The 25,872-nt window shown below is 63.3% G+C and carries 28 protein-coding genes and 1 pseudogene; 12 read left to right on the plus strand and 17 right to left on the minus strand.

The features are described from left to right. The first annotated feature begins 91 nt into the window (after positions 1–91). On the plus strand, positions 92–2,302 hold the full coding sequence (locus NKH22_RS22890) for a GumC family protein (RefSeq protein ID WP_023821110.1): 2,211 nt from the start codon (positions 92–94) through the stop codon (positions 2,300–2,302). A gap of 98 nt (positions 2,303–2,400) precedes the next feature. Here NKH22_RS22890 and NKH22_RS22895 read toward each other — a convergent pair whose 3' ends face one another. The 6 genes from NKH22_RS22895 to NKH22_RS22920 form a co-directional block, all read right to left on the minus strand. Beyond that, a complete protein-coding gene (locus NKH22_RS22895) occupies positions 2,401–3,237 on the minus strand; it encodes a GNAT family N-acetyltransferase (protein ID WP_023669392.1) in 837 nt (278 codons plus the stop codon). A gap of 5 nt (positions 3,238–3,242) precedes the next feature. Next, positions 3,243–3,989: an aspartate/glutamate racemase family protein gene (locus tag NKH22_RS22900; protein ID WP_023730871.1), complete on the minus strand. Its 747-nt coding sequence runs from the start codon at positions 3,987–3,989 to the stop codon at positions 3,243–3,245. A 2-nt stretch (positions 3,990–3,991) separates the two neighbouring features. After that, the gene (locus NKH22_RS22905) at positions 3,992–4,810 is read right to left on the minus strand and encodes an ABC transporter permease (RefSeq protein WP_023730872.1); all 819 of its coding nucleotides are present in this window, start codon (positions 4,808–4,810) and stop codon (positions 3,992–3,994) included. A gap of 1 nt (position 4,811) precedes the next feature. Next, entirely contained in the window at positions 4,812–5,723 is a 912-nt protein-coding gene (locus tag NKH22_RS22910; protein WP_023821109.1) for an ABC transporter permease, read from the minus strand. A 237-nt stretch (positions 5,724–5,960) separates the two neighbouring features. Beyond that, positions 5,961–7,250: an ABC transporter substrate-binding protein gene (locus tag NKH22_RS22915; RefSeq protein ID WP_023689479.1), complete on the minus strand. Its 1,290-nt coding sequence runs from the start codon at positions 7,248–7,250 to the stop codon at positions 5,961–5,963. Between the two features lie 34 nt (positions 7,251–7,284). Continuing rightward, positions 7,285–8,385: an ABC transporter ATP-binding protein gene (locus tag NKH22_RS22920; protein ID WP_023821108.1), complete on the minus strand. Its 1,101-nt coding sequence runs from the start codon at positions 8,383–8,385 to the stop codon at positions 7,285–7,287. 264 nt (positions 8,386–8,649) lie between these two features. On the opposite strand from NKH22_RS22920, the gene NKH22_RS22925 reads away from it, so the two are divergent. After that, positions 8,650–9,360 (plus strand): GntR family transcriptional regulator, encoded by a 711-nt coding sequence (locus tag NKH22_RS22925; protein ID WP_023669398.1) that lies wholly within the window; start codon positions 8,650–8,652, stop codon positions 9,358–9,360. Between the two features lie 3 nt (positions 9,361–9,363). Here NKH22_RS22925 and NKH22_RS22930 read toward each other — a convergent pair whose 3' ends face one another. Further along, positions 9,364–10,593, minus strand: coding sequence for a GNAT family N-acetyltransferase (locus NKH22_RS22930; protein ID WP_023821107.1), 1,230 nt, complete (start codon positions 10,591–10,593; stop codon positions 9,364–9,366). A 91-nt stretch (positions 10,594–10,684) separates the two neighbouring features. Here NKH22_RS22930 and NKH22_RS22935 point away from each other — a divergent pair, with 91 nt between their 5' ends. Further along, on the plus strand, positions 10,685–11,743 hold the full coding sequence (locus NKH22_RS22935; RefSeq protein ID WP_023821106.1) for a polysaccharide deacetylase family protein: 1,059 nt from the start codon (positions 10,685–10,687) through the stop codon (positions 11,741–11,743). Positions 11,744–11,758: 15 nt separating this feature from the next. On the opposite strand, the gene NKH22_RS22940 is transcribed toward NKH22_RS22935, so the two are convergent. Then, a complete protein-coding gene (locus tag NKH22_RS22940; protein ID WP_023821105.1) occupies positions 11,759–11,974 on the minus strand; it encodes a DUF2842 domain-containing protein in 216 nt (71 codons plus the stop codon). A 150-nt stretch (positions 11,975–12,124) separates the two neighbouring features. Here NKH22_RS22940 and NKH22_RS22945 point away from each other — a divergent pair, with 150 nt between their 5' ends. Further along, entirely contained in the window at positions 12,125–13,249 is a 1,125-nt protein-coding gene (locus tag NKH22_RS22945) for a COX15/CtaA family protein (protein ID WP_023669402.1), read from the plus strand. Between the two features lie 53 nt (positions 13,250–13,302). On the opposite strand, the gene NKH22_RS22950 is transcribed toward NKH22_RS22945, so the two are convergent. From NKH22_RS22950 to speB, 3 genes are all read right to left on the minus strand, one after another. Beyond that, positions 13,303–14,142, minus strand: a complete 840-nt coding sequence (locus NKH22_RS22950) for an aminoglycoside phosphotransferase family protein (protein ID WP_023669403.1) — start codon at positions 14,140–14,142, stop codon at positions 13,303–13,305. Between the two features lie 61 nt (positions 14,143–14,203). Further along, positions 14,204–15,130 carry an N-acetyl-gamma-glutamyl-phosphate reductase gene (gene argC, locus NKH22_RS22955; protein ID WP_023682318.1) on the minus strand — a complete coding sequence of 309 codons (927 nt, stop codon included), beginning with the start codon at positions 15,128–15,130 and terminating at the stop codon, positions 14,204–14,206. 29 nt (positions 15,131–15,159) lie between these two features. Next, entirely contained in the window at positions 15,160–16,161 is a 1,002-nt protein-coding gene (gene speB, locus NKH22_RS22960) for an agmatinase (RefSeq protein WP_023669405.1), read from the minus strand. Between the two features lie 98 nt (positions 16,162–16,259). On the opposite strand from speB, the pseudogene NKH22_RS22965 reads away from it, so the two are divergent. Continuing rightward, a pseudogene (locus NKH22_RS22965) lies at positions 16,260–16,480 on the plus strand (glycerophosphodiester phosphodiesterase family protein); the annotation flags it as partial. Positions 16,481–16,680: 200 nt separating this feature from the next. On the opposite strand, the gene NKH22_RS22970 reads toward NKH22_RS22965, so the two are convergent. Next, on the minus strand, positions 16,681–17,553 hold the full coding sequence (locus tag NKH22_RS22970; RefSeq protein WP_023821103.1) for an aldo/keto reductase family oxidoreductase: 873 nt from the start codon (positions 17,551–17,553) through the stop codon (positions 16,681–16,683). 91 nt (positions 17,554–17,644) lie between these two features. Here NKH22_RS22970 and NKH22_RS22975 point away from each other — a divergent pair, with 91 nt between their 5' ends. Continuing rightward, entirely contained in the window at positions 17,645–18,544 is a 900-nt protein-coding gene (locus NKH22_RS22975) for a LysR family transcriptional regulator (protein ID WP_023682316.1), read from the plus strand. A 262-nt stretch (positions 18,545–18,806) separates the two neighbouring features. On the opposite strand, the gene rpsI is transcribed toward NKH22_RS22975, so the two are convergent. The 3 genes from rpsI to NKH22_RS22990 form a co-directional block, all read right to left on the minus strand. After that, the gene (gene rpsI, locus NKH22_RS22980; protein ID WP_023669408.1) at positions 18,807–19,289 is read right to left on the minus strand and encodes a 30S ribosomal protein S9; all 483 of its coding nucleotides are present in this window, start codon (positions 19,287–19,289) and stop codon (positions 18,807–18,809) included. Position 19,290: 1 nt separating this feature from the next. Then, on the minus strand, positions 19,291–19,755 hold the full coding sequence (rplM, locus tag NKH22_RS22985; protein ID WP_023669409.1) for a 50S ribosomal protein L13: 465 nt from the start codon (positions 19,753–19,755) through the stop codon (positions 19,291–19,293). Between the two features lie 215 nt (positions 19,756–19,970). After that, on the minus strand, positions 19,971–20,435 hold the full coding sequence (locus tag NKH22_RS22990; RefSeq protein ID WP_023669410.1) for a PaaI family thioesterase: 465 nt from the start codon (positions 20,433–20,435) through the stop codon (positions 19,971–19,973). A gap of 145 nt (positions 20,436–20,580) precedes the next feature. On the opposite strand from NKH22_RS22990, the gene NKH22_RS22995 reads away from it, so the two are divergent. The 6 genes from NKH22_RS22995 to NKH22_RS23020 all read left to right on the plus strand — a co-directional run bounded on the left by NKH22_RS22995 (position 20,581) and on the right by NKH22_RS23020 (position 25,136). After that, positions 20,581–21,402: an enoyl-CoA hydratase gene (locus NKH22_RS22995; protein WP_023821102.1), complete on the plus strand. Its 822-nt coding sequence runs from the start codon at positions 20,581–20,583 to the stop codon at positions 21,400–21,402. 11 nt (positions 21,403–21,413) lie between these two features. After that, positions 21,414–21,836 (plus strand): VOC family protein, encoded by a 423-nt coding sequence (locus NKH22_RS23000; RefSeq protein WP_023821101.1) that lies wholly within the window; start codon positions 21,414–21,416, stop codon positions 21,834–21,836. Positions 21,837–21,844: 8 nt separating this feature from the next. Then, complete coding sequence (locus tag NKH22_RS23005; RefSeq protein WP_023711526.1) at positions 21,845–22,621, plus strand: AAA family ATPase; 777 nt, start codon at positions 21,845–21,847, stop codon at positions 22,619–22,621. After that, positions 22,618–23,139 (plus strand): CoA-binding protein, encoded by a 522-nt coding sequence (locus NKH22_RS23010; RefSeq protein WP_023669414.1) that lies wholly within the window; start codon positions 22,618–22,620, stop codon positions 23,137–23,139. The genes NKH22_RS23005 and NKH22_RS23010 overlap by 4 nt, the downstream gene beginning before the upstream one ends. A gap of 167 nt (positions 23,140–23,306) precedes the next feature. Further along, positions 23,307–24,587, plus strand: coding sequence for an O-acetylhomoserine aminocarboxypropyltransferase (locus NKH22_RS23015; RefSeq protein ID WP_352911091.1), 1,281 nt, complete (start codon positions 23,307–23,309; stop codon positions 24,585–24,587). A gap of 216 nt (positions 24,588–24,803) precedes the next feature. Further along, the gene (locus NKH22_RS23020; protein ID WP_373420123.1) at positions 24,804–25,136 is read left to right on the plus strand and encodes a cupin domain-containing protein; all 333 of its coding nucleotides are present in this window, start codon (positions 24,804–24,806) and stop codon (positions 25,134–25,136) included. Positions 25,137–25,156: 20 nt separating this feature from the next. Here NKH22_RS23020 and NKH22_RS23025 read toward each other — a convergent pair whose 3' ends face one another. Both NKH22_RS23025 and NKH22_RS23030 read right to left on the minus strand, forming a co-directional pair. Continuing rightward, positions 25,157–25,684, minus strand: coding sequence for a type 2 periplasmic-binding domain-containing protein (locus NKH22_RS23025; protein ID WP_280790547.1), 528 nt, complete (start codon positions 25,682–25,684; stop codon positions 25,157–25,159). After that, positions 25,569–25,871, minus strand: coding sequence for a transporter substrate-binding domain-containing protein (locus NKH22_RS23030; protein ID WP_348625504.1), 303 nt, complete (start codon positions 25,869–25,871; stop codon positions 25,569–25,571). The genes NKH22_RS23025 and NKH22_RS23030 overlap by 116 nt, the downstream gene beginning before the upstream one ends. Position 25,872: the final 1 nt, after the last annotated feature.

Genomic DNA, 25,872 nt, shown 5'->3' on the forward strand with positions numbered 1-25,872 from the left:
AAACCCTAACAGCTGCTTACCGCGATCTTAACGGCTGAGTTACCATAGTTGTTTACGCTACCATCTAGCCTCATGTCCGGAGCAGGAATGCATGTCCGACCAGTCCGCGGCCGCAGATGTCGATGTCGACCTGAGACAGCTCTTCGCCAGCCTGGCGCGGAACTGGCTGCGCATTCTTGTGATCACGCTTCTCGTCACTGGTCTCGCCTTCGCGTTCGCGTGGCTTGCCACGCCGCATTATAAGGCCACGACGCAGCTGAAAATCCAGTTGAGCGAATCGGCCTATACGCGGCCTGCCGGCACCAATGAAGACGACAAACCTGTGCTCGATGCGGAAGGTGTAGCAACCGAGGTTCAGGTCATTTCCTCGTCCGACATTCTCAAGCAGGTGGCTGCCGACCTTAAGCTGGGCGACAAGCCCGAGTTCAACTATGCGCTCGGCATGTCGCCGGTCACCCGGCTCCTGGTCATTGCCGGGCTGAAGAGCGATCCGGAAGAAATTCCGCTCGAAGAGCGCGTGCTGACGAAGATGCGCGACAAGCTCAATGTTTATGGCGTGGAAAAGACCCGCGTCATCGCCGTCGAATTTTCCTCTGAAGATCCCCAGCTTGCCGCTGACATTCCGAACGCCATCGCCAAGGCCTACCTGGCCTATCAGGCGGACGCCAAGACCAAGTCGAACGCCGCCGCGACCGCCTTCCTCGGGCCGGAAATCGACGATCTGCAGAAGCAGGTCAGGGATGCAGAGGCCAAGGTCGCGGCCTTCCGTTCCGCCCAGTCGGACCTGTTGATGGGCGGCAACAATTCGGTGCTGGCGACACAGCAATTGTCCGAGCTATCGACCGAACTGTCGCGTGTGCGCGCCAGCCGCGCTTCGGCCGAGGCGACGGCCGAAAGGGTGCGCCAGGCTTTGCAGAATGGCGGTTCGCTGGACGCTGTACCCGAAGTGCTGTCTTCCGATCTGATCCAGCGGCTGCGTGAGCGTCAGATCGAGCTCAGAACCAACATCGCCGATCTTTCCACCACCTTGCTCGACAACCATCCCCGCCTGCGGGCGATGAGGTCGCAGCTTGCCGATCTCGACGGCCAGATCCGCAACGAAGCGCAAAAAATCATGCGCGGGTTGCTGACGCAGGCGCAGACCGCCCAGGCGCGCGAAAACCAGCTGATATCGGACGTCAACAAGCTGAAAGCGGCGTCGTCGCGGGCCGGCGAGGAGCAGGTCCAGCTGGATGCGCTGCAGCGCGAGGCGAACGTCCGGCGCCAGCAGCTTGAATCCTATATGGCGAGCTTCCGCGAAGTGTCCTCGCGCAAGAATTACCTGCCGGTCGATGCCAGCGTGTTTTCCGAGGCGCGCGTGCCGTCGGAACCCTATTTCCCCAAGCTCGTGCCGATCGTCGGCGCCGCCTTAGTCGGCTCGCTGCTGCTGATGTCGGTCATCACGCTGCTGCAGGAGCTGTTTTCCGGCCGCGCCATGCGTCCGGCCCCAGGGGCGCGCTTCGAGCGTATCGAGCAGGTTGCGATGTCGGCAATGTCGGCGCCGGTCGTCCACCCGGAACCGGCTCCTGAGGTCGTGGAAGTGGACGATCAGCCGACGACCGTGGAGTCTGAACTGGTGCCAGAGCCCGAGCCGGCTCCTTCAGTGCTGGAAGGAGCAGCGGCTGCCGGTTCCGAACCGCAAGCCGAACCTGTCCGCTCCAGCCTTGGCGAGATCGATGTCGAGAAGGCGGCGGAAAAGCTGATCGCCAGCGGTGCTGCGCGCGCCATCTTCGTGTCGCCCGAAGGCGATGAGGCGGCTGCATCGGCAGTGCTGGTAGCGCGCGAAGTCTCCGACGCTGGCCTGCGCGTGCTGCTGCTCGATCTCACGGCGTCAGGTGCCGCCTCGCGGCCGATGCTGGACAGCGGACTTTTCCCCGGCATCACCAATCTGCTGGCTTCGGAAGCGCAGTTCAGCGACGTCATCCACGCCGACCTCTATTCGGACTGCCATGTCGTTCCCGTCGGCACCGCCGATCCGGTTCGCGCCATGCGCGCCGCCGACCGGCTGCCGATCATCATGCAGTCGCTGACCACCGCCTATGATCTGGTCATCGTCGAATGCGGACCGGCCGATGCGCAAGGCATCAGCCGACTGGTCGGCGACAGCACCGAGGTCTTCATGTCCATGCTGCAGGCGGACGATGAGGTGGCGCAGGCCGCCGTCGAGCTGATCGAAAGCGGCTATCCCGACCTCACTCTGGTGACGCCGATCGGCCACGAGACGCCGGGTAACCCCGTGCCGGGACGACGTAGCGCCGCCTGAGACATCAGACAATTCAACTTAGGCGGCGCTACTACGGATCGGCTCGTCCATCGCCCGCCGGCTCCCGAAAAACCAAGCCTGTCAGTCGGCGCCGGGATCTACCCCAACTCCAGGGTCGTCACGCCAAATATTCGGCGCGAGTCGACCTTCGGAGGCGGGCCCTTGTACATGCGCGTGGTGGTGAAGGTCGGCCTGAAACCAATTGCTGAAAGCGCCGTGGTGAAATCGAAATTTTCGGCAGGAACGTCGATATGCAGGTCGCCACCTTCGCATGCGGCAGCCAGACTGCCCATGAGCTGCATCGCCGTCTCGGTGTCGTCGGCAAACAGCGGGCCGATCTTGTAACCCGAACGGCAGGGACGAGCCACGGCGTAGCCTATGGTGCCGAGTGAACTGATCGCGGCGAACCCGCAATGCGGCGGCTGCGCCCAGCGGTGCAGGAAGGCTCGTCGAGGCGCGGGGAAACAGCGGGCGTCATAGACGATGATGTCGGGCACGAGTTGCGTGGTTATCATGCGCACCCCTTCGCTTCGGACGGGCGGGGTCGCGATACGGCCGCTGAAGCGGATGGTTTCGTACGCCGAGCTGAATCCCGTGCGGCGATAATTCGCCAGCTGCGCGGCGACCCCGTCGAGGCCGACCGTTCGGCCGGCCAGCCTGGCCATGCCCGCATTCCAGACTGCTTTGCCATGGCCTTTGCCGCGCATGTCTGGTCGGCAGATGTAGAGACCGATGAAACCGAAGTTGCCGCCATAGGCGACAGCCGAGATGGCGGCGGTCATCTCGTTGTCGACAAAAGCGCCGATGAACCCTTCAGGATCGGTTGGCCGGAACGCGGCGGCATCGTCAAGGCCAGGATTCCAGCCTTCAGCCGCCGCCCAGTCGATGAGAACGGTCAGTTCCGGCGGAGACAATGCGCGGACGGTAGGCTTCATAGCGTTCACTCCGCGGCGACCACCCCCGGCGAGAAGGATTTCAGCACGCCGCGATAGGGCTTGGCCAGCGGACTGGCATAGGAGCCGCGCTTCGAGGTCGACAGGCCCAATGCGATCAGCGCCTCGGCCTGTTTGAGGGCGGCGCCGACGCCGTCGATGACGGGCAGGTCGAACTCTTGCTGCAACCGGTGTGCCAGGTCGGCCATGCCGGCGCAGCCGAGCACGATGGCCTCGGCGCGGTCTTCCGCTATGGCGCGGGCGATCTCGGCGCGCAGTTTCTCGACAGCGCCGGAAGCAGCGTCTTCAAGCGAGAGTACGGGAATGTCGGCGGCGCGCACGCGGGCACGCCCGGCCATGCCGTAGCGGTGCACCAGCCCCTCGACAGGGACACGCGAGCGTTCGGTGGTCGTCACCACTGTGAAGCGCTGGGCAATGTAGGAGGCGACACTGAGTGCGGCCTCGCAGATGCCGATGACCGGAATGGAGGCCATGGCGCGTGCCGCATCCAGGCCGGTATCGTCGAAGCAGGCGATGATGGCGGCCTTAGCCCCGGCACGTTCGCCGGCGGCGATCTCCATCAAAAGGCCGGGCACGGCCAATGCCTCGTCATAATAGCCCTCGATCGAGGCAGGACCCATCGAGGAGGTGACCGCGATCACCTCGGTCCCGGCGCCGGCAACGGCGCGCGCCGCCGCCGCGATCGTCTCGGTCATGCTCGCCGTCGTGTTGGGGTTCACCACCAGTATCTGCACGATCAAACCCTGGCCCGCTTGCGGCCGACATAGAGGATGGCGCCCAGTGTGGCCAGGATCACCAGGAAGGAGAACACGGTGGTCACCGTGCCCAGCGCATAGAGCACCGGCGTCGTGACATTGGTGGTCATGCCGTAGATCTCGAGCGGCAGCGTGTTGAAGGTGCCCGACGTCATCAGCGTGCGGGCGAACTCGTCATAGGACAGCGTGAAGCCGAACAGGCCGACGCCGATCAGGCTCGGCGCGATCATCGGCAGCACGACATGGGCGAAGGTCTGCCAGGAGTTGGCGCCCAGGTCACGCGCTGCTTCCTCATAGGCGGGCGAGAAGCGGTTGAAGACGGCGAACATGATGAGCACGCCGAAGGGCAAGGTCCAGGTCAGGTGCGCGCCGAAGGCCGATGTGTACCAGGCCGGGCGGAAGCCGACCTGCTGGAACACGACGCCGATGCCGAGCGAAATGATGATCGAGGGTACGACGAGGCTGGCGACCGCCAGGTAGAACAAAGCGGTGGCGCCACGAAATTTTTGCCGGAAAGCGAGCCCTGCCAGCAGCGACACGACGACGGTGACGATCATCACCATGAGGCCGAGCACGAGCGAGCGCTTGAAGCTGCCGCCGAAATCGCCGACCGCCTGGCGCTCGAACAGATTGGCGAACCAGTGCAGCGACACGCCATTGAGCGGGAAGGTGAGGCCGCCGGTCTCGCCTTGGAAAGAAAGGATCAGGATCGCCGATAGCGGGCCATAGAGGAACAGCACGAACAGAGTGAAGAAGGCCGCAAGCACATAGAACTCGAAGGTGCGTTTTTCGTGGCTCACCTCAAAGCTCCTTGCGGATGTCGACGATGCGCAGGATGCCCGCGACCATCAACAGTACCAACACCAGCAACACTACGGCATTGGCGGCGGCTGCGGGATACTGCAGCAGCGACATCTGGTTCTTCATCATCAGTGCGACCGACGCGCTCTGGCCGCCCGACATCACCTGCACAGTGGAGAAATCGGCCATCACCAGCGTGACGACGAAGATGGTGCCGATCGCCATGCCGGGCTTGGCCAGCGGGATGACGACGTTCCACAAGACCTGCCAGCCGGACGCGCCGGCATCGCGCGCGGCCTCGACCAGCGAGCGGTCGATGCGCATCAACGTGTTGAAGATCGGCGTTACCATGAACAGCGTGTAGAGATGCACCATGGCCAGCACCACGGCGAATTCCGAATAGAGCAGCCATTCGATGGGTTTTGGCACCAGCCCCAATTGCACCAGCGTCGAGTTGATCAACCCGTTGCGGCCAAGCACCGGGATCCACGAGATCATGCGGATGATGTTGGAGGTCAGGAACGGCACCGTGCAGACAAGGAACAGCACCATCTGCATGGCGGTGGTGCGGATATGGAAGGCGAGGAAATAGGCGACCCAGAAGCCGATGAACAAGGTCAGAGCCCAGACGATGGCAGCGAATTTGATGTTGTTGAGATAGGTCTTCCAGGTGACCCATGATCCCAGCACGTCGGAATAGTTCGTCGTCAGGAAATCCGGATACATGGCGGCGAAGTCGTAGTCCCAGAAGGAGACGACGACGATCATGATGATTGGCAAGAGCAGGAACGCACCGAGGATGACCGCCAGCGGCGCCGATTGCAAATAGGGCGTGACGGCGCCAAGGGAGACGCGGCGGCGTCTGGCGGGCTTGGCTGCTGCGATGGCGGGGCGTTCGAGCGCGACTGTCATTGGGAAAATCCTCCGCGTGATCGCGATGACTTGCGATCCTTCGCGCCCCCCTCTGTCCTGCCGGACATCTCCCCCACGAGCGGGGAGATCGAACTCTCATAACGGCCTTCGCCAAACTCCAACGTTGCTAACGAAGAGCCGGCCATGACGCTGCCAATCTCCCCCCAAGTGGGGGAGATGTCCGGCAGGACAGAGGGGGGCGCGAAGGATCGCAACATCACAGTGAACGCGTCCGCTCTACGCCGCGATGAATTCGTTCCAGCGCTTCACCATGTAGCGGTCCTCGTCCATGACCGAGTTCCAGCAGGCGACTTTGCCCATACGCTCTTCGAACGAGCCGCCGTCGCGCACGGCGCCGGCCTTTTCCATGACGGTGCCGTCCGGCGCCTTGATCTCGCCCTTGGCCGGCTTGCCTTCGATCCAGTAGCCCCATTCGTCCTCGGACATGAACTTCTTGGCCGAGACCATATTGGCGGAATAGTAGCCCTGGCGGTTGAGATAGCCGCCGACCCAGCCCGACGTATACCAGTTGATGTATTCGTAGGCGGCGTCGAGCTCGGCGCCCTTGAGATGGGCGGCAAGGCCAAGGCCGCCGCCCCATGAGCGATAGCCCTCCTTGAGCGGCTGGAAGCGGCATGCGATGCCTTTGGAGCGCACGGCAGCGACGGCCGGCGACCACATAGACTGGATGACCACTTCGCCCGATGCCATCAGGTTGACGCTCTCGTCGAACGACTTCCAGAAGGCGCGGAACTGGCCGGCCTGCTTGGCCTTGATGAGGAAGTCGATCGTCTTGTCGATCTCTTCCTTGGTCATGTTGCCCTTGTCGGCATATTTGATGTTGCCTGTGGCCTCCATGATCATGGCCGCATCCATGATGCCGATGGACGGGATGTTGAGGATCGCGGTCTTGCCCTTGAAGGCCGGGTCCATGATGTCGGCCCAGGTGGTGATGTCGCGGCCGACGAGGTCGGGCCGGATGCCTAGCGTATCGGCGTTGTAGATCGTCGGCACCATGGTGAACCACTTGGTCGGCGCCTTGGCGAAGGTCTTTGAGTCCTGCGCTTCGACATAGCCGACCGTGTGCGGCGCGGTGCCCTGGGCAATGATGCTGTCGGGCGTCAGCTTGCCGGTTTTGAACAACGGCACCAGTTCGTCGTAGTATTTCAGCTTGCTGACATCCATCGGCTGCAGCACGCCGCTCGGGAACACCTTCTTGCAGATCCAGTATTCGATGTCGGCGATGTCATAGCTGTCGGGCTGGGTCACGGCGCGCTGGGCGGCCGCGTCCGAATCGGTCGCCGTCATTTCCAGCGTGATGCCGAGGTCGGCCTTGCACTTGTCGGCGATCGCGTTCAGGTTCGACACGCCGGTGCCGAACTGGCGGAGCGTGATGTTGGACTGCGCCCAGATGGTCGGGAAGCCTGTAATGGCGCCCGAGCCTGCGGCGAGGCCGACGGCGGCCGCACCTGTCTTGAGCAACGAACGGCGCGAAATTCCGGTCTTTGTTTCTACTGTTTTTGTCATTCCTATTCCCCTGTTTTGTTTTGCTTCGTTGGATTCATGAATGAAGGCGCCCGAGGACGATGGCGTCCTTGGAATCCCAGGCGAGCGGTACGGCGTCGCCAAGGGCGACGGGTTTGGCGAAGAAGTCGGAATCGTCGATGATAACGGTGAAATCGTCGATGCCGCCGCCGGTGACCGACAGCTTCAACGTGGCGCCGCGATATTCGATGTTGGAGACGATGCCGGTGAAGCCAAGGCCGGGCGAGGGCGCTTCGCCGATGCGCACATGGTCGGTGCGGATGGCAATGTCGATCGGCGTGCCCACCTCCTGGCCCGCCTCCCGGCCTTGCCCGCGGGCGGCGAGCGAGGCGCCACCATTGACGTCGAAGACGACCATGCCGTCGCGCGCGCCGGTGACCCGGCCGGAGATGACATTGTGGTCGCCCATGAAGCGCGCGACGAAGGCGGTGGCCGGTCTTTCGAACACATCTCGCGGCGGCGCCGCCTGTTCGATGCGGCCGTCATTCATCACCACGATCAGGTCCGCCAAGGCCATGGCCTCTTCCTGGCTGTGGGTGACGTGGACGAAAGTGATGCCAAGCGAGGTCTGCAATTTCTTCAGCTCGGCGCGCATGCGTATCTTCAGGAACGGGTCGAGTGCCGACAGCGGCTCGTCGAGCAGCAGCGCCTCGGGATCGGTGATCAGAGCGCGGGCGAGTGCAACACGCTGCTGCTGGCCGCCGGAAAGCTGCGCCGGCCGGCGCGTCGCATAGGCCTCCATCTGCATCAGCTTGAGCATGTCGAGCGCCTTGGCACGGCGCTGCTCCTTGTCGACGCCCTTCATCTTCAGGCTGAAGGCGACATTGTCGACAAGGTCGAGATGCGGAAACAGCGCATAGGACTGGAACATCATCGCCGTGCCACGCTTTGCCGGCGGCAGGTCGGTGACGACAATGTTGCCGAGGCGGACATCGCCCGACGAAATGCTTTCGTGGCCGGCGATCATGCGCAGCGTCGAGGTCTTGCCGCAGCCGGAGGGGCCAAGCAGGCAGCAATAGGTGCCTGCCGGTATTTTCAGGCTGATGGCCTCGACGGCAGTCGTCGTTCCGTACACTTTCGAAACGGAGACGATGTCGATCTCGGCGGCTTTGGACATTCAGGCTTCCCCGTTTGGTCGCATTAACCAATGCATTATGCGTGCCAATCGGCGGCAATCGGCCCAAGCGTTTGAATCGACAGCGAAATCGGGGTTCTTGCCCACTGCCTAGCCGGTAGGCTATCTTGTGCATTGCACAAATTATGGGCGATTGTGCGCGATCTGCACAAGAATCGTATGCAATCTTTTTTGGCTTCGTGTCCACTTTGCCTCTCGTGCGCAGGCGACGAGTCGCGCTAGAAGAGGCTGGGAACCATCATCGCCATGAACATTGCCGATCAGATCCATTCCGCCGACAGCGCCAACCAGGATCGCGCCCAGGCGATTCGCGACAATCTGCGGGACGCCATCGTCGACCGTCGGCTGACGCCCGGCACCAAGCTGTCGGAAGGCGAGGTCGGCACGCTGTTCGACGTCTCGCGCACCGTCGCGCGCGCGGCGCTGCAGATGCTGTCCTTCGAGGGGCTGGTGCGTACCGAGCGCAACCGTGGCGCCTTCGTCGCCAACCCTTCGCCCGAGGAAGCGCGCCAGGTGTTCGCATCGCGCCGGCTGATCGAGCCGGGCATCGCCATTGCCGCCTGCGGGCGGGTCACAGCCACCGATATCGCTGCGTTCCGCGCGCAGCTCGACGAGGAAGGGCGCTTCATCGCCGAGCGCGGCCCAACCGCCCGGCGCTCCGAAATCAAGGCATCAGGCGATTTCCATCTGCTGCTCGCCTCCGTCGCCGGCAATGCCATCCTGCAGCGCTTCATGGAGGAGCTGGTGGCGCGTTCGTCGCTGGTCATCGCCCTTTACGGACGATCCGGCGTGTCGGCCTGCGGGCACAGTGAGCACACGGAAATGGTCGGCGCGCTGGAGAGCGGCGATTGCGGGTTGGTGAGCCGGCTGATGCTGCACCATATCGACCACATCGAGGCGGATCTCGACCTGCGGGTCAGGGCCGGCCCGGCGCTCCGCGAAGCGCTGAATTTCTGAACGCTAGTTTTCGTCGTCCGTGGGAGCGGGCGCTGCCTGTCCGGCGGCCTTGCGGCGCAGCATCTTGGTCAGCTTCCAGACCGTCGGGTTGTTCTTGATGAAGGCTTTCGCCCGTGCGCCCTGCCGCAGCGCCGACGCCAGGGCGCGTCCCTTCAGCGTCAGGGGCGCCAGCACCTCGAAATGCTGGGACTCGATATCGCACCAGAGCCGCTTGTAGGGCTCGTCGCCGACCGAGAAATCATAGACATCGAAGCCTGTTTGGCAGGCTTCCTCGATGATGTCGAAGAAAAGGAAATCGCCGGGGCTGGTGTGGCCGAGATCGTCCTCGGCGATGGCGCCGAATTCGCAGATCAGGCGTTTGCCCGAGCGGCTCGAGCCGGTGATTGCGCGCAGCTTGCCGGCCACTTCGAGCCCATGCAGCACAAAGGCCGGTTTCTCCTCGGCCAGCGCGCCGGCGAAGAGGGCACGGAAGAAAGCCCGCACCTCCGGCTCGCCGAAGACATTGGCGATGCCCATCTTGGCGAAGCGGAACTCCTTCATCTCGAAGAAAGCGTCGAGCAGCCGGTTCACCTCTTCGGGTGTCTGCGCCTCGATGCGGCGATGAACGCCGACCGCCTCGAACTTGCGTGTCTGCGAACGGTGCTTCTTGCGCTTGCGCTTGCCGCCCACACGCGACAGCAGCGCATCGAAACCACCGTCGAGATTGACGGCGAGCGACAGGTTTGGGCTCGGAAAGTTGGAGAACGCCGCCAGCGGATTGGCAAAGCCATCGAGGTCGGGCAGCAGCCTTTCCAAGGCAACGAGATCGATGTCGGGACGCGCCTTGCCGATCGCCGTCACCAGCCTGCGGATCCCCCCAGCATCTGCCTTTGCCAGCCATGCCGGATCGGCGGCGGCGAAATTGCCGTTGGCATGGCGCCCGCCCATGAAGCGGGCGACGCGGAATGGACCAGTTCGCGTGATTTCCAGTGCCAGTGCAAAGACCGGCCTGTCCTCGATTGTCAGCGTGGCGACGACCGCATCGGGATTGGCCTGCGCCGTCCAGGCACGAACCCAGGCCGCGCTTTGCGCCGGCGCAAACAGCGCCGAACGGCAGAATTCGCCGTAAGAGGCGAGCGCGGCAGCATCTGCGATCGACACCGACAGACTGGTCTGGTCGGCAGCCGGCGTGCGCGCAGACGCCTTGCTTGCGGCGAGCCGATTGCCGTCAAATGACGCGGTGGCGTCAACCATACCTCAATCCTTAAGGCGTATTCGTCGCGATCAGGAGTTCGCGTCGGCGCGTTCCGTGCTTGGATCGAGCCTAGGCGCAAAAGGTGAATGAATGATCGACGGTGGTGAGGCAGTTCGGAAACTGGCGCTTAATATCGCCCGCTTTACCGGCCTTGCACCGCTGGCCAAGCCGTTCGTCGGCGGCATTGGCGCAATCCTCATGTTGCATCGGGTCACCGCCACGCCGGAGAAGCCGGACGGCGTCAACCGCCACCTCAACATCGCCCCGCGATTCCTCGACGCTCTCGTCGCCGACATGAAGGCGAGGGGCTATGCCTTCGTCACCCTCGACGAGGCGATCGAGCGCATCAAGGCCGGCGGCAAGGACGGCCAGTTCGCCACCATTACCGCCGACGACGCCTATCGCGACAACATGACCGAAGCGCTGCCAGTGCTGGAAAAGCACGACGCGCCGATCACCATCTATGTCGCGCCGGGTCTGATCGACGGCAGCGCCGACCTCTGGTGGGACGTCGTCGAGGACATCGTCAACGCGCGCGACAGGCTGACGCTGGCGACGCCGAAGGGGCCGGTGACCATAGACTGCTCGACCCACAGCAAGAAACTCCACGCCAATGCGCGTCTGCATGCCTATCTGACGCTCGAGGTGCGCGAGGAGGATCAGCGCGCCGTGCTGCGCGATCTGGCGCACTCGAACGGCATCGACCTCGATGGCTTGCGCCCAAGCACGCTGATGACTTGGGACGATATCCGCGCCGTGGCCGGGCACAGGCTGGTGACGATCGGCGCGCATACGGTCAACCACCGCAATCTGAAGCGGCTCGACGAAGCCGATGCGCGCCATGAAATCTTCGACGTCAGGCGCCAGCTGCAGGCGCAGCTCGGCGAAGACCCCCGTCATCTCGCTTACCCCTATGGTTACGCCAGCGCTGTCGGCTGCCGCGAAGTGGGCTTTGCCCGCGACGCCGGCTACGCCTCGGCGGTGACCACTCGCCACGGCGTGCTGCACGCCGAGCACGCCGGCTTCCTGCACGCGCTGCCGCGCATTTCGATCAACGGCCGCTACCAGAGCGTCGCCCATATCCGCACCATGTTGTCGGGCGTAACGACGCCGCTGGCCAATGCCGGCAAAATGGTCGTCACCATCTAACCTGGGGCGGGCTCTTCAGCCTTTCGGCGGCGGCTCCAGGATCAGCCATTTGATGATGCCCATCGCAGGCAGCACCCAGCACAGGCCGCTGAACAGGAAGAACAGGAAGTGCACCAGCGGGCTGGATTGCGACAGCTGCGCGACCGCTATGATCGACGCGACCAGCGCATAGATGATGACCAGCGCCACCAGCAGGAAAGTTCCGATCAGCTTTTTCAGGCGGATGGGCATGAGCGTTCTCGTTGATCGCCTCCGCTTAGGCCCAACCGCGCGCCTGTGCAACCCGGGAGATGCGGCGCGACGGCGTGCCGCGCCGTCCGGTCTTGTCAGCCGGGTTGCGATGGTTCACCAATCCGCCACGTCAACCTGCCGGGACCAACCATGGCCGCCATATCAGCCGCCGCGCCTTACATTGACCGCGATCGCGACTTGAAAAATCGGGCGCTGGTGCGCGGCTGGCTGTATGTCGTGCTTCTGGTGCTGTTTGCGCTGGTGCTGGTCGGCGGCGCCACCAGGCTCACCAATTCCGGCCTGTCGATCACCGAGTGGAAGCCGATCCACGGTGTGATACCGCCGCTCAATGACGCGGAGTGGCAGGAGGAATTCCAGCTTTATCAAAAGATTCCGCAATATGCCGAGCTCAACAAGGGCATGAGCCTGGACGCCTTCAAATCGATCTTCTGGTGGGAATGGGCGCACCGCATCCTGGCGCGCAGTGTCGGCCTGGTCTTCGGCCTGCCGTTGCTGGTCTTGTGGGCGACGCGCCGCATCGAGCGCGGCCTTGGGCCAAAGCTGGTCGGTATTCTGCTGCTTGGTGGCCTGCAAGGCGCCATCGGCTGGTGGATGGTGGCCTCCGGCCTGGTCGACCGCGTCTCCGTCAGCCAGTACCGGCTGGCGACGCATTTGACGCTTGCCGCCCTGATCTTCACTGCCACCATGGTGGTCGCGCGCGGGCTGGCGCCGCATTCGGAGCCTGCCGCCGGCCGGTCGACGCAAAGACTGGCCGGTTTCATCGTGCTGCTGGCGCTGGTCCAGATCTATCTCGGCGGGCTGGTCGCAGGGCTCGACGCCGGCCTGAGCTACAACACCTGGCCGCTGATGGACGGCAAGATCATCCCCGGCGAGCTGCTGCTGCTCGAACCGGCCTGGCGCAATTTCTTCGAGAACCCGAAGACGGTGCAGTTCGTCCACCGGCTCGGCGCCTATACGGTCTTTGCCATCGCGCTCTGGCATATGATAGCGACGCGCCGGCGGCTGCCGGGCACGACACACGCACGCCGCGCAACGCTGCTGTTTCTGCTGGTGCTGGTGCAGGCCTCGATCGGCATCGGCACGCTGCTGATGCAGGTGCCGCTGCACATGGCGCTGACCCATCAGGCCTTCGCGCTGGTCCTGCTGGGATTTGCCGCCGCCCACTGGCGCGGCAACAAGGGCGCCTATCCACTGCCAACGCGGCCGCCCATGAACGCAGGTACATCGTCTACGGTGTCTTGGCCGTCGCAATAATCTATTTCGCGAACGAACTGCCTCGCTACGTCTAAAGCGCGAGGCTGCGCCGGTCAGAAGCTGAGCCGCACCTTTCGGATCACTCCCGCAACCGACAGCTCGCGGTTCTCGTCGACCGCATTCTCGTCCTCATGATGCCATGCGGCCGACAGGCAGCCATAGGCGATGGCATGGTCGAGAATGGCAGCCGGCGTCTGGCCGAGTGTCCTGGCGAAGATCTCAGCCATATGCGCGATGCGCTCGGGATCGAGGCAGAGGTCGTCGCGCCCCAGTGGGTTGTAGAACAGATTGGCGGCGTCGAAGCCGGGATCGCCGAGCACGCCCTTCGGGTCGATCGCCAGCCAGCCGCGCGCACCGTGCAAAATGTTGTCGTGATGCAGGTCGCCATGCAGCGGCTTGACCGCATGCGGGGCATCGAGCAGCCGGTCCGCGATTTCGGCGGCCTCGATATAGAGGCTGTGCTCTCCGGCGTCGCGATCGGCTCCGGCCTTTTTGAACAGGCTGGCAAACCGTGTCCGCAGCGGCTGCAGGTCCGGCGGGGCAGGGTGTCTTGAGGGCGAGAACAGTCTCCCCATCAACTCGGCCGCGATTGCGGTCGCGGCGTTGTCGCCTTCTTTGGCCAGAACGTCGGAAAGCAGGGTGTCGCCGGCATATTCGAGCAGCATGCGGTGGCCGTCCCGGCCAAGCAGCCGCACCGCGCCTTCGCCGCGCCGCCATGCGAGATAGTGCTCGCCGCGCAACTCGTCCTCGACATCGTCGAATGGTTTGAGCGCCTTGACGATGGCCGGCGAGCCGTCCTCACGCCGCACCTTCCAGATGCGGCTCGAAAACGTCTCCGCAATGAGCTCGGGCGCGCTGATCTTCCAGCGCTTTGGAAATGCAGGCGCGTCCATTCAGAGCGTGATGCCGAAAAGTGTTAAGCGGTTTTCGGGCAACATGCTCTCTCCAACTGAATTAAAGGCCGAGCATCAGATCCATGTTCTGAACGGCAGCACCCGAGGCGCCCTTTCCGAGATTGTCATAGACCGCAATCAGCAGCGCCTGCGCCCTGTCGTCATTGGCAAAGACATAGACCTTCATGCGGTTGGTGCCGTTATAGACCTCGGGATTGATCTCGGGCAGGCGCTCCACGTGCTCGTAAGGAGCTACCTCGACCACGCCGCCCTTGATGGCGGCAAAATGGTCGGCGATTGCCGCGTGCAGTTCGGCGCCGGCCGGCACATGGTCGAGCCCGCCGAGCTGCAGCGGCACCACTGTGATCATGCCTTGGGCGAAATTGCCGACCGCCGGCTGCATGATCGGATCGTGCGACAGCTTCGCATAGGTGCGCAGCTCCGGCACATGCTTGTGCTGCAGGGTCAGCCCATAGACCTGGAATTCAGAGGCATCCTCGCCCTTGGCGACATAGTCCTCGATCATCGGCCGGCCGCCGCCCGAATAGCCCGAAATGCCATTGACCGTGATCGGGAAATCCGCCGGCAGCAGACCGGCAGCGACCAGCGGCCGCAGCGTCGCGATCGGCCCTTGCGGCCAGCAGCCGGGATTGGCGACGCGTTTCGCATTGGCGATGATCCTGGCCTGATCCTTGTCCAGCTCGGCAAAACCGTATTCCCAGCCCTCGGCGACGCGATGCGCCGTGGAGGCGTCGATCACCTTGGTGGTGTCGTTGGCAATCAGCGACACGCTTTCCTTGGCAGCCGCATCCGGCAGGCACAGGATGGCGACATCGGCGGCATTGAGGAACTCGGCGCGCGCCGCCGTTTCCTTGCGGCGCTCGGCCGGGATCGAGATGATCTCGAGGTCGCCGCGCTCGGCCAGCAGCGCCCGGATCTGCAGGCCGGTGGTGCCGTGTTCGCCATCGATGAAGATTTTCGGTTTCATGTGCCCGTCAATTCCCTGCTAATTCAGGCCTATATGCCCTGGCCATGGTTTGCCGCGCCATGGTTGCCGCTGTTCAGCTCTTCCGCCCGCGCTTTTCGCTCGGCCACCAGGCCGAGATAGTGCATGGCCACCATCGAGCCGGCGATCGCCGTTATATCGGCGTGATCATAGGCCGGCGCAACCTCGACGACGTCGGCGCCGACAATATCGACCTGGCCGAGCTGGCGCAGCGTCGACAGGATTTTCGCCGAGGACGGTCCGCCGGCAACCGGCGTGCCGGTGCCGGGCGCAAAGGCCGGGTCGAGGCAGTCGATGTCGAAGGTGAGATAGGTCTTCCTGCCGCCGGTGCGGTCGACGATCGCATAGGCGATGTCGGAAGCCCGCATCTCCTCGATCTCGTGACCGTAAAGGATCTTGATGCCGAACGTATCGGGGGCATGCGTGCGGATGCCGATCTGGATCGAGCGGTCGGGGTCGATGATGCCTTCATTGACGGCGCGGCCGACGAACGAACCATGGTCGATGCGCTTGCCATCGTCAGGCCAGGTGTCCTGGTGCGCATCGAACTGCACCAGCGCCAGCGGCCCGTGGATGGCGGCATGTGCCTTGAGCAGCGGCCAGGTGACGAAATGATCGCCGCCGAGCGACAACAGGAAGGCACCCGATTTCAGGATCTTCGCCGCCTCGCGCTCGATCGTGCCTGGTGTCTTCTGGTGATTGCCCGAATCGAGCAGGCAATCGCCATAGTCGATGACGGCGAGATGCTCGAACAGGTCGCGCGAGAACGGATATTGCGGGTCGTTGTCGAGGATCGCCGAGGCGCGGCGGATCGCCTGCGGCCCAAAGCGCGCGCCCGGCCGGTTGGTGACGGCGGCATCGAACGGAATGCCCCACACGACGGCGTCCGCGCCCTTTGCATCCTTGGTGTATTTGCGCCGCATGAACGACAGCGCGCCGGCATAGGTCGGCTCGAAGGAAGGCCCCGTCTTGGAGCGGGCGGTGAACGCGTTGTCGATGGTCTGGTTCGCCATTACGGGTCCTTCTTTGTTCATCGGGCTGCCACAACTACAGAACCGGCACGCAAGATGCCAGTCACAGCTTGGCGAAGGACTTGTATAGCCAAGGCGCAAGGCCCGGCGGCTTCCTCTCCGGCGGCTGCGGCGATGAACTGGCGGTGCAGGCCGGCATTTTCGGCCGAGATCACGGTTTCTGGGCCGAACGCGGCGCCACCATCATCCAGACCGACGAACCGAAGGCTGCGATTGGCTGGCTGGGGGCCAATGGGTTTCGGGTGCCCTATGTGGATGAGGCGAAGCCGGCCGAGCCGCGAATACGGCGAGTATCAATTAGAAATCGTACGTCGGCGCCATCACCCCACCCGGCGCTGCGCGCCGACCTCCCCATCGAGGGGAGGTAGGGCGTTGGCGCTTTAGATTCCGACAGTCGTAGCGATTGCGAGGCATGCAAGGCTGCCGCGACCTCCTACCTCCCCTCGATGGGGAGGTCGCGCCGAAGGCGCGGGTGGGGTGACAGCGCCGCCCGCAAAATCTTCACGCCGCTTTCGCCACCCCATCCAATTCCCTCAGCACATCAGCCGACAGCTCCAGCTCCGCCGCCGCCAGGTTCTCTCTCAAATGCCCGATCGACGACGTCCCCGGGATCAGCAGGATGTTCGGCGAGCGGCGCAGCAGCCAGGCGAGCGCAACCTGCAAGGGTGTGGCGCCGAGCCGCGCGGCCACATCCGACAAGGTCGACGACTGCAGCGGGCTGAAACCGCCGAGCGGGAAGAACGGCGTGTAGGCGATACCGGCGCGCGCCAGTTCATCGATCAACCCGTCGTCGTCGCGATGCGCCAGATTGTACTGGTTCTGCACGCAGACGATCTCGGCGATCCCACGGCCTTCCTCGACCTGCGCAGGGGTGACGTTGCTCAGGCCGATATGGCGCACCAGGCCCTTCCGCTGCAGTTCGGCAAGCGCCGTCAACTGCGTCTCGATCGAGCCCTCGGCGGGACCCATCACCCCGAACATGATGCGCAGATTGACGACATCCAGCACCTCAAGGCCGAGATTCCTGAGATTGTCGTGCACGGCCTGCTCTAGTTCCTTGGCGGAATAGGCAGGCAGCCAGGAGCCGTCGCTGCCGCGCCGCGCCCCGATCTTGGTGACGATGACGAGGTCTTGCTGATAGGGCGCCAGCGCTTCGCGGATCAGCTGGTTGGTGACATGCGGGCCATAATAGTCGCTGGTGTCGATGTGGTTGACCCCGGACGCCACTGCTTCGCGCAGCACAGCAATGGCCGCGTCCCGATCTTTCGGCGGACCGAAAACGTGCGGGCCGGCAAGTTGCATGGCGCCGTAGCCGAGCCGTTTCACGGTGTGGCTGCCGAGGGTGAATGTGCCGGATTTTTGGATGGTGGACATGGTCGGTCTCCTTTGAGGAGGCGAAGATAGACGCTGCTCAACCTTGGGATAATAAGGTACAATCCGTACAGCTTGTGCGGAATGGCGAACAATGATGGATCTTGGCGATCTGAATGCTTTCGTGACGGTGGCGCGTGCCGGCGGTTTTCGCGAAGGGGCTCGCGCCGGCGGCGGCAGCGCGTCGGGCCTGAGCGAAGCGGTGCGCCGCCTGGAGACGCAGCTCGGCGTCAGGCTGTTCAACCGCACGACACGCAGCGTTGTTCCAACCGACGCAGGCCTCAGCCTCTTGGGAAGGCTTGGCCCGGCGCTGTCGGAGGTGGAGGCGGCCCTCGACGTGGTTAATGGCTTTCGCGACAGGCCGGCCGGTTCGCTGCGCCTCAACGTCCCGGTCAGCGCCGCGCGGCTGATATTGCCCGACATCGTTCCGGGCTTCCTCGCCGCCTATCCCGGCATTCGGCTGGAGGTCATCGCCGATGAGAACTTCGTCGACGTGCTGGCGGCCGGCTGCGACGCCGGCATCCGCTATGACGAGCGGCTGGAGCAGGACATGATCGCGGTGCCGATCGGACCGCGCGTCCAGCGCTTCGCCACTGGCGCCAGCCCCGCCTATCTCGATCGCCATGGGCGGCCGCAGCACCCGAGCGATCTGCTTGGCCATGCTTGTCTGCGCGGCCGTTTTGCCAGTGGTTCGATGCTGCCGTGGGAATTCGAGCGCGACGGCGAGGTGGTGCGGGTCGACACGACGGGGCCGTTGATCGTGCGCATCGGCGGGGCGAGCGATCTTGCCGTCCATGCGGCGATTGCCGGCAGCGGCATCGTCGCTCTCTTCGAGGGCTGGCTTCGCCCTCACTTCGAAAGCGGTGACCTGGAGCCCGTGCTCGAACCGTGGTGGCAGAGGTTTTCCGGGCCATTTCTGTACTATCCCGGCCGGCGTCTGGTTCCGGCGCCGCTACGGGCGTTTATCGATTACATCAAGGCCGGCAAGTTCTGAGACTTGAACCGAGGCGGGCGCCATCACCCCACCCGGCGCTTCGCGCCGACCTCCCCATCGAGGGGAGGTAGGGCGTCGCGCTCTTATGGTCTGGTTTTGGTGTCAGCCGAACCTTTGGATTATTCAGGGCGGCGAAACCGCCGTGACCCCTACCTCCCCTCGATGGGGAGGTCGCGCCGAAGACGCGGGCGGGGTGACTGCCGTGACCCAAACAAAAAAGCCGCCCGGAGGCGGCCTTTCGATGTCTGGAACGTCGCAGCGCTTAGCGCTTCGAGAACTGGAAGGAACGACGGGCCTTCGCCTTGCCGTACTTCTTGCGCTCGACGACGCGGCTGTCGCGGGTCAGGAAGCCGCCCTTCTTGAGCACGGCGCGCAGTGCCGGCTCGTAGTAGGTCAGCGCCTTGGAAATGCCGTGACGAACGGCACCGGCTTGGCCGGAGAGGCCGCCGCCGATGACGGTGGCGACGATGTCGTACTGGCCGGCGCGGTTGGAAGCGATGATCGGCTGGTTGAGGATCATCTGCAGGACCGGACGCGCGAAATAGGTCGCGAATTCCTTGTCGTTGACGACGATCTTGCCCGAACCCGGCTTCACCCAGACGCGCGCGATGGCGTTCTTGCGCTTGCCGGTGGCATAGGCGCGGCCCGACTTGTCGAGCTTCTGGACATGGACGGGTGCTGCCGGCTGGGTGTTGGTGTTGCCGGTGGCGGCGCCCAATTCTGCGAGCGAGGAAAGCTCAGCCATCTTATGCAACCTTCTTGTTCTTGGCGTTCAGCGCGCCGACGTCGAGGGTGACGGGCTGCTGGGCGACATGCGGATGTTCCGTGCCTGCATAGACGCGGAGGTTCTTCATCTGGCGACGGCCGAGCGGCCCGCGCGGGATCATGCGTTCGACGGCCTTCTCGACGACACGCTCGGGGAAACGGCCCTCGAGCAGCTGGCGCGCGGTGCGCTCCTTGATGCCGCCGGGGTGACCGGTGTGCCAGTAATAGACCTTGTCGGTGAACTTCTTGCCGGTGAACACCACCTTGTCCGCATTGATGACGATGACGTTATCGCCGTCGTCGACATGCGGGGTGAAGGTGGGCTTGTGCTTGCCGCGAAGATGATTGGCGATGACAGTGGCGAGACGGCCGACGACGAGACCCTCGGCGTCGATCAGCACCCACTTCTTCACCACATCCGCAGGCTTCTGCGAAAAGGTTGCCATGGATTTCTGCTTTCGATTTTGACCTTCCGAAGAAGGCGTTTCTTGTTGCTTGGATTGGCGACAAGGCACTTGCCCGCCGCCAATAACAAAACGGCGGCCTTTGCGGGCCGCTGCTTCGTGACGGCTTATAGGCGAGGGGAGTGGGCACGTCAAGGCGCAGGAAACGCACGTCTGCTCGCAAAGTGTAATAAAAACAAAGGTTTGACCAAAAGGTATTATTTTACCACATCGGCGGCGCGCTTCGGCGGGATCGAATAGGTGCCGGTCGCATGCGCTACCGTGTGTTCCCTCGGTCCGCCGACGATGTCGATATCGAACACCATCAGGCTCTTGCCCAGCTTCAGGATGCGGCAATGGCCGTCGATCGGGCCGGCCTCGGCCTTGCGGACGAAATTGATGTTGAGGTTGACGGTAACCGAAAGCGCATCCGGCCCGGCATGGCTGAGCACGCAGACATAGCCGCCAATGTCGGCCAGCGTGAACAGCGAGGGCCCGGACACCGTGCCGCCGGGCCGCAAATGCCGCTCGTCGGCATTGAGCCGCACCGTGCAGCCGCCCGGAAACACATCGAGCGCCTCATACGACGTGAACTCGTCGTTGAGCTGCGGGTAGACGCTGGCCATCAGCGCATTGACTTCAGCCGCCGTCAGCACCGGCTTGAGATTGTCCTGGGCGGGCATGTCGGTCTCTCGTTCTATGCCGGGCCTGTATGAACGCAATGATGCGCTTCTGGCAACACCTCTGGCGCAAGCGATGGGTGTTGATGAAACTCGATCCGATATTAGATAGTCTGGCGGCGCCCGGCGGAATCGCGGAGACCTTGTCATGGCCGAAATCCTTTCGATCAAACCTGTTGCCATAGACGGGCCGGTCATCGCCGGGCTGGACAAGGGCGTGCTGCGCCTGACGCTCGCCAATCCGCCCGCCAATGCCTTGTCGCTTTCCGTCATGGCGGCATTGAGCGCCGAGCTCGACCGTGCCAAGGCCAACAAATCGGTCCGCGTCATCGTCTTGGCGGCCGCCGGGAAAGTCTTCTGCGCCGGTCACGATCTCAAGGAAATGACCGCGCGCCGCGCCGACGCCGACAAGGGCAAGGGGTTTTTCGAGCAGACATTTTCGGCTTGCGCGGCGTTGATGCAGCAGATCGTGCGCCATCCGCTCCCGATCATCGCCGAACTCGATGGCCTAGCCACCGCTGCGGGGCTGCAACTGGTTGGCAGTTGCGACCTCGCCATTGCCTCGCATGAAGCGACCTTCTGCACGCCGGGCGTCAATATCGGCCTGTTTTGTTCGACGCCGATGGTGGCGCTGTCACGCAACGTGTCTCACAAGCACGCCATGGAAATGCTGCTCACCGGCGAGACCATCGATGCCGCAACCGCCAAGGAATTCGGCCTGGTCAACCGCGTCGTGCCGCGCGAATACCTGAATCAGATCGTCACCAAATACGCGCAAACCATTGCCTCCAAATCATCTCTGGTGGTCAAGACCGGCAAGGAAGCCTTTTACGCGCAGGCCGAGATGGGGTTGGCGGACGCGTATGCCTATACCGGCCGCGTCATGGTCGAGAACATGCTGGCCCGCGACGCCGAGGAAGGCATCGGCGCCTTCATCGGCAAGCGCAAACCGGAATGGACGGACGAATAGGTTTTCGATCCATGGAACCGCGCATCTCCATCATCACCATCGCCACCGACGATCTCGAGCGCGCCGTGCGCTTTTACGAAGGCATGGGCTTGAAGCGCCACGCCGGCATCACCGATGGCGTCGCCTTCTTCCAGATGGGCGGCGCCATTCTCGGCCTGTTCCCGAGGCCAAGCGCCGAGGAGGATTCAGGCATTGCCTTCGCCGCAGCACCGTCGGCGGTCTACCTCGCCTACAACACCCGTTCCGATGCCGAAGTCGACGACGTGCTGGCGGCCGCCGAGAAGGCCGGCGGCAGGATCGTCAAGCCGGCAGGCCGCGCCTTCTGGGGCGGCTGGTATGGCTATTTCGCCGATTCCGACGGCCATGTCTGGGAAGTGGCGCACAATCCGGCCTTCCCGATCGCGGATGACGGCACCATCTCGCTGCCGGACTGAGCGTCCGCATGGGCTATCGCAAGCAACTGACCCGGCTTAAGGCGCCTTATCTCAAACGCATCCTGATTGACCCCGAGCGCGTGGAAGATTGGGACAAGTATCCCTGGAACCTGCCGCTGTTCCGCGGCCGCGAATTCGAGCTCGAATTCACCACGCCGATCACCATCATTGTCGGCGAAAACGGCACCGGCAAATCGACGCTGCTGGAAGCGATCGGCGCGGTGGCCGGTTACGACGAAGCCGGCGGCGGCAAGGGCTACATGCCCGTCGACCACTCCGGCGCCATCGACGAGAGTGGTGCAGCGCTTGCCGACACGTTGCGCGGCCACTGGCTGCCGAAGGTCACAGCGGGTTGGTTCTTCCGCGCCGAATCTTTTTACACGGTTGCCCGCTATCTCGATCAGGCGGCGCTGGAATCTGGCGGGGCGCCGCCGGATTTCCTGTCCTGGTCGCATGGTGAAGGGTTCATCCGCTTCTTCGAGGAGCGCTGCCGCCGGCAAGGTATCTACATCCTCGACGAGCCCGAAAGCGCGCTGTCGCCATCGCGGCAGATCGAGCTGCTGAAGATGCTGCGGCGCATGGACCGGTCCGGCACGGCTCAAGTGATCATGGCGACGCACTCGCCGCTGCTGATGGCCTGTCCGGGCGCGCGGCTGTTCCGCATCAGCCGCTTCGGCCTCGACCCCACAGATTTCACCGATACCGATCATTTTCGCATGATGCGCGACTTCTGCACGGACCCGCAGTCCTTTATGGAGGAAGCACTGAGGGAGACCGACGAGTGAATCACGATAGCTACGACAATGCCTACATCGGCGGCATCCTCAATTCTGTGAAGACCATCGCCATGGTCGGCGCGTCGGCCAACGATGTCAGGCCGAGCTTTTTCGTGCTGAAATACCTGCTGGCCAAGGGCTTTTCGGTGTTTCCGATCAATCCGGGGCAGGCCGGCAAGGAAATCCTCGGCCGCATGACCTATGCCAGCCTTGCCGATCTGCCTGAACCGGTCGACATGGTCGACATCTTTCGCGCCTCCGCAGCGGTGCCCGGCATTGTCGATGAGGTGCTGAAGCTCGACCCCTTGCCGAAAGTCGTCTGGATGCAGCTTGGCGTGCGCGATGACGAGGCGGCCGCGCGTGCCGAGGCGGCCGGTATCAAGGTGGTGATGAACCGCTGCCCGAAGATCGAATATGGCAAGCTGTCGGGCGAGATCGGCTGGACCGGCGTCAACTCCGGTGTGCTTTCGTCGAAGAAGCCGCTGATGCGGTCGGGATTCCAGAGTTTCGGTGTGCGCCAGAAGTAAGGCAGTGAATGGTGAATGGTGAATAGAAGGATTTTCCTGGAAGCCGGGTAAAGCCGCATATGAGCGGCTTGCAATCAAGGTGGGACTGGCCGACTTTGCGACCACCATTCATCGCTCACCATTGACCATTTCATCATTCACACGTTTACCGCTCAGGGAGGTTTTCGATGACCCGCACGCCCGGTTTCAACACGCTCGCCGTCCATGCCGGCGCCAAGCCCGACCCGGCGACGGGCGCACGCGCCACGCCGATCTACCAGACGACCTCCTTTGTGTTCGACGATGCCGACCATGCCGCCTCGCTGTTCGGGCTGAAGGCCTTCGGCAACATCTACACCCGCATCATGAACCCGACCCAGGCGGTGCTGGAAGAGCGGATCGCGGCGCTCGAAGGCGGCACGGCTGCACTTGCCGTTGCTTCCGGCCATGCCGCACAGGTGATCGTGTTCCACAATCTCATGCGGCCTGGCGATAATTTCGTCGCCGCCACAAGGCTTTACGGTGGTTCGATCAATCAGTTCGGCCATGCCTTCAAGAATTTCGGCTGGGAGGTGCGTTGGGCCGACACCAACGACGTCTCCACCTTCGAAAGCCAGATAGACGACAAGACCAAGGCGATCTTCATCGAGAGCCTGGCCAATCCCGGCGGCACCTTCGTCGACATAGAGAAAATCGGCGACATCGCCCGCAAGCTCGGCTTGCCGCTCATCGTCGACAACACGCTGGCCTCGCCCTATCTGGTGCGGCCGATCGAGCATGGCGCCGACATCGTCGTCCATTCGCTGACCAAGTTCATCGGCGGCCACGGCAATTCGATCGGCGGCGCCATCGTCGATGGCGGCACGTTCGACTGGTCGAAATCCGGCAAATATCCGATGCTGTCGGAGCCGCGCCCCGAATATGGCGGCCTTGTCCTGCACGAAACCTTCGGCAATTTCGCTTTCGCCATCGCCGCGCGCGTGCTTGGCCTGCGTGACATCGGCCCGGCGATTTCGCCGTTCAATGCCTTCCTGATCCTGACCGGGCTGGAGACCTTGCCACTCAGGATGCAGCGCCATTGCGACAATGCGATCACCGTAGCCGGCTGGCTGTCCAACCACCCCAAGGTCGCCTGGGTCAACTATCCCGGCCTGCCCAGCGACAAGAACAACGCGCTGCAGAAGAAATACTCGCCGCAAGGCGCCGGTGCTGTCTTCACCTTCGGCCTGAAGGGCGGCTACGACGCAGGCATCAAGTTCGTCGAGGCGCTCGAACTGTTCTCGCACCTCGCCAATGTCGGCGATACCAAGTCGCTGGTCATCCATCCGGCCTCGACCACGCATCGCCAGCTTTCCGACGAGCAGAAGGTCAAGGCGGGTGCCGGACCGGACACGGTCCGGCTTTCCGTCGGCATCGAGGATGTCAACGACATCGTCGCCGATCTGGAACAGGCTTTGACCAAGGTTTGATTTTTTGAGTGAGTAGTGAGTAGTGATTAGTGAGTAGTGAGTAGTGAGTAGTGAGTAGTGAGTAGTGAGTAGTAGTCGGTATTCACTAGTTAGCAGTGATTAGTGATCAGCCACCCGCTCGAGGGAGCGCTTTCCGCTCACTACTCACTAGTCACTACTCACTGCACTACTCACTACTCACTAATCTGTTGGAGGCAAACCCTGTCCGCGCATTACTTGGCAATATCGACCGACAGCGTCGACGCCGAACATGGCGCCCCGGCGCCGGATCGTCTGATTGCGGGCGATCCGAAGTTCCGCACCTGGAATGTCGAGGAGCGCGATGGCCGCCTCTATGCCGGCATCTGGGAAGCGACGCCGGGCAAATGGCGCATCGAATATGACGAATGGGAGTTCTGCCACATCCTGTCCGGCGTCTCGGTGGTTGCCGAGGATGGCGGCGAGGCGCGCACGGTCCGGGCCGGCGACAGCTTCGTGCTCAGGCCAGGCTTCAGGGGCAGCTGGGAAGTGCTTGAAACGACCCGCAAGGAGTATGTGGTCAAGCTCTGATCTCGCGGCGCGCTTGGACTTCACAAAAGCCGATCGATGTCAGTGTCGGAAAAGCCGTATCCGCTCATCATCTCCCTGTGCCAGGGACTGCCAAGCAAATCACTGAGGCATAAGTCGACGCGCTGGAGCAGGGTGGCACTGCCTTTGGCGAGAGCGAAAGCGCCGGGCGCTGGCTGTTTTTCGACTGCCGGGACGTCGACGACGTCGAGAGGCGCGTCGGGTCGCCGGCTCAGATAGCCGCGATGCGCGAGCGCTACACTCGCATAGGCATGCACCACGCCGGCCGCGACGGCGTTAGCTGCTTCGGCCTGGGTGGCAAATATCCTTAGCCGTTCGGGCTGAATAGCGTTTTGCAGGGCCGTCCGGTGCTGGATCTGGCCCGATATGACGCCGATCAGCGCCGTCCGATCATTGGCGACGGACCGATAGCCATCAAAGGCGCGGGGATTGTCTTTCGCGACCAGCAATCCATCCGCCAGCATCCAGATCGGCCTTGTGAAGTCGACCAGCTTCCGGCGGTCTTCGGAAATGAACAGGCCGGTGGTCATGTCCCACCCCTTCGGCAAGCCCAGGCAGCAGCTCGGCAAACTCGGTCTCGATGGGCAAAAGTTCCAGCCCGAGCGTCAGGCAGACCCTCTTGGCCAGTTGGGCATCGCTGCCGCCCAGACGTCCCGATCCGTCGATAAAGCAGAAGGGTGGTTCCTGTAGAAAGGCGAATCTCATTTTCTCGGGCATG

This window comes from Mesorhizobium sp. M1252, assembly GCF_040318265.1.
Lineage (GTDB): Bacteria > Pseudomonadota > Alphaproteobacteria > Rhizobiales > Rhizobiaceae > Mesorhizobium.